The sequence below is a fragment of the Metabacillus sp. KH_069 genome (assembly GCF_057838075.1).
Map to the genome: position 1 here is coordinate 2,647,243 of NZ_CM174460.1, position 13,389 is coordinate 2,660,631.

The window sequence follows — 13,389 nt, forward strand, 5'->3', positions numbered from 1 at the left end:
TCGATTGATTTTATAGTTCTTCTTCCGTTTATCTGATATAGAACTCTTTACCCGAGCTCCCGCTTAGCTATTTTTTCTGAAAGCATGCTCTTAAACTGTTCAATTGCCATAGCTTCTGAACTCTTCCCGCCATGCACTCTAACATTCACTTCGTTTTTTTCTATTTCTTGATCTCCAATGACAAGCATGTAGGGAACCCTGCTTTTTTGTGCCATGCGGATTTTATAATTCAGTTTCTCGCTGCTTCTGTCTAAATTCACTCGTATCCCGCATTTCTCAAGTTGATTTCTCAGCTTTTCGGCATAATGAAGATGAACTTCTGCCACCGGGACAATCACTGCTTGAATGGGCGCTAGCCATATAGGAAAGTTTCCGGCAAAATGCTCGATCAAAATTCCGAGAAACCTGTCAAGCGACCCCGATATGGCCCTGTGAATGACAACGGGTCTTTGCTTCTCATTCTTTTCATCCATATAGCTTAGATCGAATTTCTCAGGCATTTGAAAATCGAGCTGAACTGTTGCACACTGATGGCTTCTTTTCATGGCATCCTTAATGTGAAAATCTATTTTCGGACCGTAAAACGCTCCGTCACCTTCATTGACTTGATATTCAACATGAAGATCTTCAAGCACTTGTTTCAGTGATTTTTCCGCCTTTTCCCAAAGGAGGTTTGAACCCATTGAGTTTAGTGGTCTTGTAGATAGTTCAACAGAATAATCAAAGCCGAAAGTACGATAAACTTTGTCAATCTGAAGAAGCACGCTTTTCATCTCATCTTCAATCTGATCTGGTCTGACAAACAAGTGCGCATCGTCCTGACAGAAAGTGCGGACTCTTAAAAGCCCATTTAGAGCACCGCTGTATTCATGCCGGTGAACCTGGCCAAATTCTGCGAGTCTGATTGGAAGGTCCCTGTACGAATATAGCTGATTTTTATAAATCATCATGTGTCCCGGACAATTCATAGGCTTTAATGCAAACTTCGCTTCATCCACATCAGAAAAATACATATTTTCATGATAGTGATCCCAGTGTCCTGACTGTCTCCACAGCTTTTCATTCATCATCAATGGAGTCTGCACTTCACGATAGCCCCCTTCCACTTGAATCTCACGGAGAAAATTCTGCAGCTCATTTCTCATCAGCTGTCCGTTTGGCAAAAAGAAAGGCATGCCGGGCGCTTCCTCTAAAAACATGAACAGCTCCATTTCTTTTCCAATCTTGCGGTGATCCCGCTTTTTTAGTTCTTCCATCTTTTTTATATGAAGAGCTAATTCTTTTTTACTGGCAAAGGCAATCCCTGAAACCCTCTGCATGACTTGATTATTCTTATCTCCCTTCCAGTAGGAGCCGGAAACAGCAGATAACTTAAAGGCTTTAATGAATTCTGCAAAAGGCAGCTGCGGCCCGCTGTATAAATCGATAAAATCTCCATGCTTATAAAAGGAAATCGGGTTGTTTTCCCTTTGTTCATCCAGAAGCTCAAGTTTCAGTTCTTCTCCTTTTTCAGATAAAAGTGCAGCGGCTTTTTCATATGACAATTCCAGACGTTCGATTTCCAGCTTTTCACCAAGTATGTTCTGCATTTCCTGTTCAATCATGGGGAGTTCCTCGGCACGAATGCTGTGAGACAGTTGAAATTCATAGTAAAACCCGCTGTTTTGATAGGAGCAATTTCCCAAAATCGCTCCTTTGTACAATCTCTTAACAGCATGTGCAAGAACTTGTGCGCAAGTATGATTCAAGAAATCCTGTCGTTCATCAGAATCAATTGTAATAAGCTGTACTTCTTCGATCTCATCCACTATGTCATTCAAACTTACGAGCTTCCCATTCACCTTGCCTCCTATCACTTTTTTCCTTTCTTGATTGCGGCTGGCCAAATCCTTCAATAAAAATTTGTTCTTCATCTTAAAACACTCCTCATTTCGATAGAATATAAAAAAACGCACTCATCCCTAAAATAGGGACGAGCGCGTTCACCCGTGGTTCCACCCAGCTTTCCATTCTCATTTTTTAAAAAAAGAATGGCTCCAGTGCTTTAACGCAGCGTCTGCGGCACGGCATTTCCTCCGTGCAGTTCCAAGGCGGTAAGTTCATTCTCCTGTATTAGGAAGTTCTCAGCTTTCCTTCCCTCTCTGTAAACCGGCAAAATGACTCGTATCCTTATCTGTACTTTTTTTATGAAATTAAAAAAACGCGCTCATCCCTAAAATAGGGACGAGCGCGTTTGCCCGTGGTTCCACCCAGCTTTCCATCCTTTTTTAAAAAAAGAAATGGCTCCAGCGCTTTAACGCAGCGTCTGCGGCACGGCATTTCCTCCGTGCAGTATCAAGGCGGTAAGTTCATTTTCTGCGTTAGGAAGCTCCCAGCAATCCTTCCCTCTCTGTAAACCGTTTAAAATGACTCATGTCCTTTTCATCACTTTTCAAATAATTATTTCTGAGTTTACAATACATTCCAGTTTATTTCAACTATTCCTTTCAATTTATTCAGAAAAATCTTTTTTGTTCCATTCATAAGCATCACCTGGGAGATAAATGGAAAAAAGATAGTGTTCTTTAAATTAGGAAAGTATTTTACCATCTCTGGCTACTAAAAGACGCATTCCGGCAAGTATTTCACCCGAATTGGAAAGTAATTCAAATTTCGCTTGATAAATTCATAGCGATTCGTATTTTTATCGTACAAAAAAACACCAATCCTATGATTGATGCCCTAATATGCAAAATAAGTTTCGTTATTTTTGTAGATTAAGTATCTCTGCAAGCCCCTTGTCTGCTCATAGGCACTTTCTGCATGTTGTTTAGCAGATGCTCTGTTACCTTGTTTTTGAGAAATTTCAGCAAGCACACTTTCTTTCATCCAGCCTTTTGGGAGCTGTTCTGCAAGTCTTTTCGCTGCATCATATTGTCTGGAGTGTGCTGCGATTAAGGCTTCATAATAAGTTCGGTAAACAGGAGGTTTAATAGAAACGACATGTTTTTTTGCTTCAGCTACATCGTTTTGATAGAGTGCATAGGTTGTATTCATCAGTGCCTGCCGGTGAGAGTTTTTGTATTTGGCATTAAATTTAGCCAGTGCTGCTTCCGCTTCATCGTCCAAGTTATTGGCAATGGCATAATAGAACTGATACATCGGGTTTTTCTGATGCTTCAGGATGAATGTTTCAGATTTATGAACATCCTTTGAAAAAAGAATCGGACTGATTTGGATATACATATACCAGCTCATGGAAAGGATCAGCAGCAATGCAATCAAATAGAACGGAGCTTGAATAAATCCGAGCAGAAAGCATAACAGAAAAACAAATGAGTAAAAAAGAACGTGCTGTTTCAAAAAATGGTGCCCCCTCTTTATGTACGCTATCCTTATGATACTCACAAAAGAGGCATGAATCAATGTGAAAATTCAGAGCCTATTCCAAAAACCTTGCCAGTTCCCGGTTGAATTTCTCCAGTTCATCATAAAACAGGCCGTGTCCGCTGTATTTAAAGGGAACTATCTCTGAATCTTTTATTCCCTCATTCATTAGCTTCGCAAAAATAAACGGACATACCTGGTCTTTCATTCCGTGGAAAATAGCAGTTGGCACAGAAATCTTTCCTAAATCAGAGCGGAGATCTTCATCCCGGAGAGATACAGCAGTCAAAGCTGTACCATGGCCCGAACCTTCCAGTCCAAGATCCTGGAACCAATTTTTAAAGCTATCAGTAATATATTTTGAGAAGAAAATCTGACCAAAGCCCGATAGCATTTCCGGACGGTCCGTATAGGTTTGGTCTATCAATTTATTTACCTCTGATTTGGACATGCCGTACGGATAATCAGGGCGCTTTGTGAACGAAGGCGCTGCAGCTTGCAAAAAGGGCAAGTTTCGTTACTTGGTGTCCTGCATGACGGGCCATATAGCGGATCGCAATTGCTCCGCCCATTGAAAATCCGGCAAGTGTAATTTCTTTAAGCTGAAGGGAATCGATCACACTCCGAACATCATCTGCGAGTCTATCATAGGAATAGCCGGTCCACGGTCTGTCTGATTTACCGAAGCCGCGAATGTCCATGGCGATGCACCTGAATCCAAGGCGGGGCAGCTGGTTGAACTGATACTCAAACATCTTATGATTAACTGGCCAGCCATGAATGAAAAAGATGACACGGCCATCTTTTGGGCCAATGTCCTCAACAAATAAATTGAAATCTTCATCTGCTTTTAAATAATACCCCACGTTTCACTCCCCCTAAAAACCTATTCTTACCTATTTGAAAGACTGCTTCCTAAGAGAAAAAGCCTTTTTGTTTATTTTTATTCAGGGCAATATGGCTTGGATAATTTTGCTCTGTCATGGAAATCCATTCAGACACTTCCTTAAGCATGCCCTGCACTTCATCACGGGATAAACCTTCATCAGCTGCCCTGTACCAAATATCTTCCATAATCGAGCTTAAATTTCTGGGATAAGAAACATGATCATGGCGGAGAACATAGCTTAAGATTGGTTCAGCGTCCCGCCCTCCCTGCTCGCTTTGGGACATGTGCTTAATGAGCCATCCTTCTTCGTTTCGAAGCAAAGTATACCTGTCAAGATGCCCCCATTTCCGAGTAAAAACATCCAGATAAAAAGTCTCGCCAAGGGTTTGATCCACAGGCTCATCATTTGCATGCGTATCGTCCAGATAGTTCAAGAGCTCTTCTACCGGTCGAATATGGTGATAGAATTCCGGATGCTCAGGCTTCATTCCCCGTAGCCGGACCGTTTCACGCTGGAGCTTCGGTTTCGGATCGAGAGTCATATGCAATTTATGTGCTGCCATCCCCATTTCCGCATACACTTTTTCAATTTTCTCGTATGATTGTTTTTGGCGTTCTTCTCTTGTTAAATTAAGAAAATGCACAATGACATCCAGTTTCTCTTCAATTTGCTTTCTTATTTTTTTCTGCTCGGGACTCAGTTCAACTTTCATCACAATACCTCCAATCAAATCGAAACCCTTACCAGACATCCCTGCTGAATTTCAAATCTATTTTTTCACTTTGATGCAAATAGGGTTCATACTTGGAATCTCCGATTTTTACTGATAGGAAAACGATTTTATTTTCCAGGCTGTACAATTTTATATCTGCCGGCTGAAGCGTATAGTTAAAAGAAGCGCCATTTTCATCTGACAGCCCTATTTTCAGCACATCCAGCTGTATATCATGATCCTCAGGATTCTTTAAGCGCAGCCTGATTTGGAGGCAAAGACTTTCTTTAGGATCAATCCTGATTCCCTCTAAATGGCAGGTGATCAGCTTCCTGTCTCTTTTTTCGTCATCAGCAAGCTGATTGACATTTCGAACGGCCTGCTCGCATATTTTTACCAAAAATGTTCCCGGAGGTTTCTCAAGCTTAAAAACCTCTCTCGCATTCTCAAGAAATTCATAAAGACGGTCCAGGTCATTCAGTTTAAACGAAATCTGATTCGGATTTATGGCTCCCTTCATTTCCTTATAATCAAAAGAGGGCGTTAAGATAGCGGTGTATTTCTTATTCAAAATCCAGCAGGCGCCCATTTCGTTCAGGCATGCGGGACTTCTATAATAATGTTCTGACAGCACATAAATGACCCATGAATTGCCGCTTAGTTTTTTGTGAAGATATTCGTATAAGTCCTCATCATTTGGAATGTGATAGCCAGGGTATGAACTGCAGACGATATTAGGCACCTTCATCATCGTCAGCAAATTAACCAATTCCCGCACGTATGCTTCATCACGGTGAGCATGACTGATAAATATAGTATCGATCAAGAGCAGGGTCTCCTCCCCTCCTAAAAAATCCTTTGTGCAGTCTCCCGAAATTATATTCACGCTAGTAGATAGATATGAGTGATAATAGGAGATTCCACATGAAAATAGCGTTCTTCTATGAGAAGAACGCTAAGGTAGAGTTTTAATTAATTTAATAGATTCCTACAAAAACCGACTGATGGTTTGTTTTTTAGACATGGATCTGCAATTTATTTTTCAAGGAAATCTTTTAAAAAACCTTCGTATTGACCTTCTGCGGTAAGAAAGTCAGCGCCAAGCCAGGTTCCAATACCTGCAGCAGCAGACCAGATGACCAAACTGGCGAGCATCCATCCAGTAACAACCATCCGTTTTGATCCAAAGCTCATGCTTAAAAAAGCAGCTAAATGAGAGCCTACCAAAAGCGGGCCTATAATCGTCAATCCTGGAAGACCGGCGCGGTTCCAGATTTTTTTTGCCCGTTTTGACTTCTTTGAATCTTCGTCTTCAAGAGACACAGCTTCTTCATTCATCACATTCATTCCTGAATGTTTTTTCATCTTTCTCCTTTGCAGCCAGCTTTTGACTTTATCAACGAGCACTATAAGTAAAATGACTGTAAACGCATTTCCTAAGAAGGCAACGATAGAAACTGCGAGTGGCGAAAGGCCTGCAAGTATCCCAATTGGAATCACTCCGTAAACTTCAAACAGCGGGATAGCTGCCATAATAAACACAGCTGTATAAGCAATTAATAATTCCATTGAGTTCTCCTTTAATCTTTTTTAAATAGGCTCTTTTCGCTTAGATTGGTGTTTTTCATTATCAATGATGTCCGTTCCTTTCCGCTCCAGGAACTTGCTTTCCGCGGGGAGCATGGGAGCCTCCTCGGCTTTGCCTGCGGGGTCTCCCATTTTGCTCTATTTCCCGCAGGAGTCAAGTTCCTTCCGCTGCAATCCACTTAAGGCTTTAAACATTTAATCCAATCGCATCAATATTTACGAAAAGAGCCTTTAAAAAGTAACCTCTCTTAGTACGATTCAATATGGAATAAGTTTCAGATATAAAATGAAAATATTAACAAAATATGAAACTATTCTCTTCTTCCCTCCGTCTCATGCATGTAAAACAAAATAAAGGGGAGAGAAAACATGAAAAAATGGAAAATGGTTTCAGCAGCCGTCTTTACGGCATCCGCATTAATGATGACAGTGCCTCAGGCAAGCAGCGCCCAAGAACATATCCCTTATATCTTCACTCTGCCTGAGTCAGGTATTGTAAAAGAAGGCTCACGTGGTGAAAACGTTAAAATCATTCAGCGCTCCTTAAATAAAGCAGCTGAAGCAACGTTAACAGTCGATGGTGTATTTGGCCCGAAAACTACGAAAGCCGTCTATTACTATCAGACAGCTAAAAAAGAATTAACAGCGGACGGAATATACGGACCTAAAACACATGAGGTTCTCTCAATCGAAGTCAATACATTCGGCCTGCCGAATACCATTCTTAAGCTTGGAAGCAGAGGCAGTGACGTTTTAAAACTTCAGCAAGGCTTAAATGACATTGGCTCAGGGCTTGTGGAGGATGGAGTTTATGGCCCTAAAACAGAAGGTGCCGTCCTTAAATTTCAGCAGCGCTTCCCAGATTTCGCGGATGATGGGATATACGGACCGAAAACAAGAAGCACGCTTGAGAAGGTATTGAATGACTAGTTAGAATAACTTGAAAAAGGACTTCACATGTTGAGGTCCTTTTTATTTGTATAAAGGTACTTATTGTCTAAAACGCACATACAAAAAAACAGCCCTGTAATAAGGGCTGCCCGGACAATTATATGGATTATGCTTTGCGAACGTTAGTTGCTTGAAGTCCACGTTGACCTTGCTCAGTTTCAAATGTAACTGATTGGCCTTCTTCTAATGTTTTGTAGCCTTCGCCTTGAATAGCTGAGAAATGAACGAATACATCTTCTCCACCTTCAACTTCGATGAATCCAAAACCTTTTTCTGAGTTAAACCATTTTACTTTACCTTGTTCCATGTTATGTTGCCTCCTAGTGTGTAAACACACAATGTATTACTATTCTTGTTCATGTTCATTTCAATCAAGACGTAAGCTTTTTGAAACTTGTACTGCGAACAAAAATAATTCTACTTCATCATAACAGTTCGACAAGTGAATAGCAATTTTATTTCAAATTTTTCCTATTAAAACACAAAATGGGGAATTAATTCCTATATTTATTCACTTCATTTTATAAATTTGCACTTCTATTATACCAAAGTGAATCCTGGACTTTTTAGACAAGGCTCTTTTCGTAAATATTGTTGCTATTAGACTAAATGTTAAAAAACTTGAGTGGATTGCAGCGGATAAACTTGACTCCTGCGGGAAATAGAGCAAAGTGGGAGACCCCACAGGCAACGACGAGGAGGCTCCCATGCCGCGTAAAGCAAGTTCCTCTCGCTGCAAGGAACGGACAACATTTATCATGAAAAACAACAATCTATGCGAAAACAGCCTTAGACAAAGAAAAAAGCCCCCAGATAGGAGGCTTTCTGCTTTTAACTAGCAAATATAAGCTGAACCAACAATAATTAACAAAATAAACAAGACAACAATCAATACAAAGCTGCTTCCATACCCGCCGTGAACAGGGTAAGAAGGATAAGAACATCCGCAGTCATAACCGTACATGAACAAACACCTCTTCATTTTTGATTTTCTTTACAGTCTTACTTTATGAGGTAGGTGGTTGTCTCGTATGTGCATTCGCCCATTTCCTGAAAAAAGAAAAAAAGATCATTAAATCAAATTCTTAAAAATGTTCTCCTGCTCTAAAACTTTTACAAATCCCAGCTTTTCATAAAACGCTCTGGATGATGCTTCATTGACGGTAATGAGGTAGGCACAAGCCGCTCCGAGCTGCTTGGCCTCTTTCAGGAGACATTTCATAAAAGATGAGCCGTATCCCTTGCGCTGATATTCATCCAAAATCGCAACCTCTTCAATTTTCGCAATGTTTGTGACAGGCGAGATGTAAAGCTCTGCGCTGCCGATCGGCACTCCATCTTCATAACAGACGTAAAGCCGTATTTCTTTTGAGAGATAAAATGGCTTTTTCCGTTTCATTTTATTTTTCGCGAAAGATGCGCTTATATGTCTGGCATCGTATAGCTCCATGGCACGGCATGCATCTCGAAGGGCATCCCCCTCGCCAAGCTTTGTAATGATTTTGCTGCACGTATCCACTTGTTTTAAATCATGATAATAATACAAATCCAGATCGCAAAAGTAGTCTTCCGATGTTAAATAGGACAGCATTTTTTTATCTACCTTTGCATTAAAAGGCAGCTTAACATGGATGAAACTGCGATTTAGAGCTTGTTTTGAAGCTGCGAGCACTTCTCTTAAGAGAATCGGGTGATAAGGAGTCGTCATTTTTGCAAAGTGATGGCTGTACATCCCTTTCAGCGCGTCATCCCTGAAAGCTTTATAAAGCGCGGTATCTTTCACGCGGCAAAATAATTGCAGATACTCTTCTTCTGCTCTATCCAGCTCTTTTGAAAAATTCATCATGTTAGCCATTCATTGGTTCGAAATACTCAATCCATTCACCGTCTGGACCTTTAAAGAAGAGATATTTCGCTCCATTTGGCAAAGTTGTAATTTCCTCATAAATCAATTCGGCTCCAAGGCAGCGCAGTCTTTCTTCTTCTGATTCAATATTGCTTACCTTAAAAGCAACGTGATGCACTTTTCCTTCTGCAGGAAGATTTGGATTGTATCCTTCAATTAATTCAACAATTATGGAATCATTCACTCCTAAAAAAGCAAGCTTCATCTCCCCATCTGTATGTAAAAATCGGTCCATCAGCTCAAGCCCAGTGACAGTTTGATAAAATTCAATCGATTTTTCAATATCTGCTACTTGTATCCCTACATGTTCAAATCCTTTAATTGCCATAGTGATCCTCTCCTCGTGAAGTCGTTTATAAGATTATATCAAATTCCTATGATTCTATCAGAAAAGGATGATTTTTCAGAGAAAAATTCTGCAGCACATTCGGCGCATCAAAACTGTATACACTTTGTACAACTTTTGTTTATATTTAATACAAGGACTCATGTCCAACAATTTAAAAGAGGAGTGGGAAAATGAAAAAGATCTTTTCAATGATGGCAGCAATGGTTTTACTTTTGGCTTTGGGTACAGGAGTTTATGCAGCTGAGAATGATGCAATGGTCAGGATTGTACATGCTTCTCCAGATGCCCCGGCAGTTGATGTTGTTGTAGACGGAAAAACAGTTGTAGAAGGCGCAGAGTTTAAAGCTGCAACAGATTACATGATGGTTCCTGCAGGCGATCATAAAGTCGAAATTTTTGCAGCCGGCACAGTTGCTGACGGAGAGCCTGTCATCTCAGCAGATTTAACAGTAGAAGCAGGCATGGCTTATACAGCTGCAGCCATTAACAAGCTTGATTCACTGGAATTAAAAGTATTAAACGATGACAATATGGTCACAGAAGGAAAAGCGAAAGTGCGTGTTGCCCACTTTTCTCCTGATGCTCCAGCAGTTGATGCAGCAGTTAAAGGCGGAGATGTGCTATTCCCTGGAGCAGAATTTAAAGGTGTAACGGATTACATCGAAGTTGACCCTGGATCATATGACTTAGAGGTAAGAGGTGCTGGAACAGAAGATGTTGTCCTTGACCTTGCTGGAACTGAATTGAAAGCTAATACGGCTTATACAGTTATCGCAGTCGGGTTTGCTGGCGGCGAGCCTGCTTTAGAAGCGCTTGTCCTTGCCGATCCTGCAATGATGCCTTCTGAAATGCCTAAAACCGGCATGGGCGGCACTTCCTCTGCTGATACAACGAACTACCTTCCAATCGCAGCAGTATCTATTCTTGGACTAGGTGCTCTGACGGTCTATGGCTACAAGAAAAAAGCAAGCAGCCATTAATATCGCTGTCCTGTTCCTGCTTTTGGCCGGATGTGCAGCTGATGAGGAAGTCATTCCTGTTATAACAGAAAATCGAATTGAACAAGCATCGGCGACAGTAAGCAAGCCGGACAATACACAGTCTTCTGAAAAAGGAATCATTCCTGTAAGAATCGCTGTCCCATCCTTAGACATTGAAGCAAACGTCGAATCTGCCGGTCTTACTGATGATGGGACGATGGAGCTCCCTTCCGATGACAAACTGACAGCCTGGTATGAAAACGGAGCACTTCCAGGAGAAAATGGAAACTCAGTCATCGCCGGCCACGTTGACAACAAAACCGGACCCGCTGTTTTCTTCCGCTTAAAAGACATCGAACCCGGAGTAGAAGTCATCGTTTACGGCAAAGATGGTGAAGAGTTAACATTTGTTGTACAGGAAAAAAAAGCCTACCCTTATGATGATGCTCCACTGCCTTCTATCTTTGGATTCAGTCAGGAGAAAAAGCTGAATTTAATCACTTGTACGGGGACGTTTGACCGCACAAAGAAAACGCATCTTGAGCGGCTGGTAGTCAGCGCAAAACTTAAAGGAACATCTTAAAAGACAGCCTTCCTAAGGCTGTCTTTTTTGCAGACTAAATCATTTAGCTGATCGTGCAATTTCGCTAATTCACATCCTGCACAAAAATGAAGACAGCCCGATGGCTGTCCTCATTTTTTATTGAAACAGAACCAAATATTTTCCGTAACCCTCTTTTTCAAGGTCTTCTTTTGGCACAAATTGCAGTGCCGCCGAGTTAATGCAGTATCTGAGACCGTTTGGCCCCGGTCCATCATTAAACACGTGTCCAAGATGCGAATCCGCTGATTTGCTTCTAACTTCTGTTCGGATCATGAAATGTGAAAAATCTTTTTTCTCTACTACTTCATGTTCTGTAATTGGCTGGGTAAAGCTTGGCCATCCGCAGCCTGCATCGTATTTGTCTGTTGAGCTGAAAAGCGGTTTTCCGGAAACGATATCTACATAAATGCCGTCTTGCTCATGGTCGTAATACTCATTTTGAAATGGGCGTTCCGTCCCGTTGTTTTGAGTAACTTCATACTGAATGGGCGTTAATTTTTCTTTTAGATCGTTTTTGTCCCAATGATTTTTAATGTAAGCATCGCGGCCGGAGCCTTTGCGGTACTGATTATATCTCACAGGACTTTTTTGGTAATATTGCTGGTGATAGTCTTCCGCTTCGTAAAACGGTTTGGCAGGCAAAATTTCAGTCACGATCGGCTTTTTGAAGCGGCCGCTTTCTTCAAGCTTTTTCTTGGATTCCTCCGCAAGCTGCTGCTGCTTTTCATTATGGAAGAAGATGGCTGTGCGGTAGGAATCTCCGCGATCGTAGAATTGACCGCCGGCATCTGTCGGATCTATCTGCTGCCAGAAAAGCTCAAGCAGCTTCTCGTATGGAAAAATATCCGGATTGAATGCAATTTGAACAGCCTCGTAGTGGCCGGTTGTCTCGCTGCATACTTCTTCATAGGTTGGATTTTCTTTATGTCCGCCAGTGTAGCCTGAAGTTACGCTTATGATGCCCGGAAGTTCATCAAACGGCTGGACCATGCACCAGAAGCAGCCTCCTGCAAACGAAGCAATCTCTGTTTTTTTCTCAGTCATCTTATTTCCTCCTCTGCGTGAATCTATGTTCCAATTATATCATTTCCAGCTTTAATTCCCAGAATTCTGCTCTCTCCCTCGGTTGTTCTTGACAATCTATGATTGTTTCATTACATTTAATGAATATTTAAGTAGATGAACAATTCTGTTCTCTATTGGTCTGCCCGGGAGGTTTAGATGTGGAAAATCGTGAACAAATGATGTATGAAATGGAATCTTTAATGAGGAATATCGTTCGGCAGCTCAGAAATGAAATTAACCAGGTTCTTAGCAATGTCTTGTCGCGAAACGAATTTATTGTTCTTAAAAGCTTAAAAGATAACGGACCGCTCAATTCAAGCGTTTTGGCAAAAGAGCTCGATGTTTCAGCAAGTCATATTACTACTGTAACGGATTCATTGATTGCCAAAGACCTGATTACAAGAAAAAGGTCCCCTAATGACCGCCGCATCACCGTAATCGAACTGACTGAACAAGGCCATCTTGTCTTAACTGAATTTGAAAGTAAGAAAACGGAATTTTTTTCAAAACGATTTCAGTGCTATACAGATGAAGAGCTTTATCAGCTGATCCAGCTTTTCGGAAAGCTCGACCGTTCCAAATAAAGAAGCGAATACATAATCCTCCCTTGTTATGGAAAAAATACCCCTATAACGAGAGGAGGTTTCTCTATGACTGCACCTTATCTGTGTCCAAACTGCAAGACGAATCGAACCAGGTTTAATTTAATCGAACAGACGCCAAAGTCCGTCAAGCTTGATCCACAAACCGGAAGCGTTGTTCAGGAATTTTCTCAAGAAGCACTCGATCCTTTTCATATCGCCTATAAAGGCCCGCATTATAAAGTGCAATGCGGAGCGTGCGGACTAATTGAAGATGAACTCACGTTTGTAAAGCTTGCCCAATTGAATCAAAATTCTTAGATTTATTTGAATGAGAAAATTCATATAATTAACCAGTAAAACGCTTAGTGATCCTAGGCGTTTTTTTAGTTTCTTTT

Annotated in this window: 15 protein-coding genes, 1 pseudogene and 2 other annotated features; of the genes and pseudogenes, 5 read left to right on the forward strand and 11 right to left on the reverse strand. The window is 41.1% G+C overall.

Annotated features, from left to right (window positions below):
• Window positions 1-47 precede the first annotated feature (47 nt).
• The 6 genes and pseudogenes from thrS to AC3ISE_RS13135 all read right to left on the reverse strand — a co-directional run bounded on the left by thrS (window position 48) and on the right by AC3ISE_RS13135 (window position 6,537).
• Complete coding sequence (thrS, locus tag AC3ISE_RS13110) at window positions 48-1,913, reverse strand: threonine--tRNA ligase (RefSeq protein WP_489221332.1); 1,866 nt, start codon at window positions 1,911-1,913, stop codon at window positions 48-50.
• 52 nt (window positions 1,914-1,965) lie between these two features.
• Window positions 1,966-2,185, reverse strand: a binding site (T-box leader).
• Between the two features lie 31 nt (window positions 2,186-2,216).
• Window positions 2,217-2,434: a binding site (T-box leader), on the reverse strand.
• Window positions 2,435-2,721: 287 nt separating this feature from the next.
• On the reverse strand, window positions 2,722-3,342 hold the full coding sequence (locus AC3ISE_RS13115; protein ID WP_489221333.1) for a hypothetical protein: 621 nt from the start codon (window positions 3,340-3,342) through the stop codon (window positions 2,722-2,724).
• A gap of 79 nt (window positions 3,343-3,421) precedes the next feature.
• Window positions 3,422-4,232 (reverse strand): annotated as a pseudogene (locus AC3ISE_RS13120) (alpha/beta fold hydrolase).
• A 49-nt stretch (window positions 4,233-4,281) separates the two neighbouring features.
• On the reverse strand, window positions 4,282-4,968 hold the full coding sequence (locus AC3ISE_RS13125) for a hypothetical protein (protein ID WP_489221334.1): 687 nt from the start codon (window positions 4,966-4,968) through the stop codon (window positions 4,282-4,284).
• Between the two features lie 28 nt (window positions 4,969-4,996).
• The gene (locus AC3ISE_RS13130) at window positions 4,997-5,794 is read right to left on the reverse strand and encodes a toll/interleukin-1 receptor domain-containing protein (RefSeq protein ID WP_489221335.1); all 798 of its coding nucleotides are present in this window, start codon (window positions 5,792-5,794) and stop codon (window positions 4,997-4,999) included.
• 209 nt (window positions 5,795-6,003) lie between these two features.
• Window positions 6,004-6,537, reverse strand: a complete 534-nt coding sequence (locus AC3ISE_RS13135; protein WP_489221336.1) for a small multi-drug export protein — start codon at window positions 6,535-6,537, stop codon at window positions 6,004-6,006.
• Between the two features lie 387 nt (window positions 6,538-6,924).
• Between AC3ISE_RS13135 and AC3ISE_RS13140 the strand changes: the two genes are divergently transcribed.
• Window positions 6,925-7,485, forward strand: a complete 561-nt coding sequence (locus tag AC3ISE_RS13140; RefSeq protein WP_489221337.1) for a peptidoglycan-binding domain-containing protein — start codon at window positions 6,925-6,927, stop codon at window positions 7,483-7,485.
• A gap of 127 nt (window positions 7,486-7,612) precedes the next feature.
• Here AC3ISE_RS13140 and AC3ISE_RS13145 read toward each other — a convergent pair whose 3' ends face one another.
• The 4 genes from AC3ISE_RS13145 to AC3ISE_RS13160 form a co-directional block, all read right to left on the reverse strand.
• Window positions 7,613-7,813, reverse strand: a complete 201-nt coding sequence (locus tag AC3ISE_RS13145; protein ID WP_070877768.1) for a cold-shock protein — start codon at window positions 7,811-7,813, stop codon at window positions 7,613-7,615.
• Window positions 7,814-8,341: 528 nt separating this feature from the next.
• Window positions 8,342-8,470: a YjcZ family sporulation protein gene (locus AC3ISE_RS13150; RefSeq protein ID WP_489221338.1), complete on the reverse strand. Its 129-nt coding sequence runs from the start codon at window positions 8,468-8,470 to the stop codon at window positions 8,342-8,344.
• Window positions 8,471-8,578: 108 nt separating this feature from the next.
• Entirely contained in the window at window positions 8,579-9,352 is a 774-nt protein-coding gene (locus AC3ISE_RS13155) for a GNAT family N-acetyltransferase (protein ID WP_489221339.1), read from the reverse strand.
• A gap of 1 nt (window position 9,353) precedes the next feature.
• A complete protein-coding gene (locus tag AC3ISE_RS13160) occupies window positions 9,354-9,740 on the reverse strand; it encodes a VOC family protein (RefSeq protein WP_489221340.1) in 387 nt (128 codons plus the stop codon).
• 191 nt (window positions 9,741-9,931) lie between these two features.
• Between AC3ISE_RS13160 and AC3ISE_RS13165 the strand changes: the two genes are divergently transcribed.
• Complete coding sequence (locus tag AC3ISE_RS13165; protein WP_489221341.1) at window positions 9,932-10,741, forward strand: DUF4397 domain-containing protein; 810 nt, start codon at window positions 9,932-9,934, stop codon at window positions 10,739-10,741.
• Window positions 10,710-11,324, forward strand: coding sequence for a class F sortase (locus tag AC3ISE_RS13170; RefSeq protein ID WP_489221342.1), 615 nt, complete (start codon window positions 10,710-10,712; stop codon window positions 11,322-11,324). The genes AC3ISE_RS13165 and AC3ISE_RS13170 overlap by 32 nt, the downstream gene beginning before the upstream one ends.
• 117 nt (window positions 11,325-11,441) lie before the next feature.
• Here the strand turns inward: AC3ISE_RS13170 and msrA are convergent, their stop codons facing one another.
• Window positions 11,442-12,389: a peptide-methionine (S)-S-oxide reductase MsrA gene (msrA, locus tag AC3ISE_RS13175; RefSeq protein ID WP_489221343.1), complete on the reverse strand. Its 948-nt coding sequence runs from the start codon at window positions 12,387-12,389 to the stop codon at window positions 11,442-11,444.
• A gap of 179 nt (window positions 12,390-12,568) precedes the next feature.
• Here msrA and AC3ISE_RS13180 point away from each other — a divergent pair, with 179 nt between their 5' ends.
• Window positions 12,569-12,994 (forward strand): MarR family winged helix-turn-helix transcriptional regulator, encoded by a 426-nt coding sequence (locus AC3ISE_RS13180; RefSeq protein WP_133310470.1) that lies wholly within the window; start codon window positions 12,569-12,571, stop codon window positions 12,992-12,994.
• A 66-nt stretch (window positions 12,995-13,060) separates the two neighbouring features.
• Window positions 13,061-13,312 (forward strand): DNA alkylation repair protein, encoded by a 252-nt coding sequence (locus tag AC3ISE_RS13185; protein WP_070877911.1) that lies wholly within the window; start codon window positions 13,061-13,063, stop codon window positions 13,310-13,312.
• Window positions 13,313-13,389 lie beyond the last annotated feature (77 nt).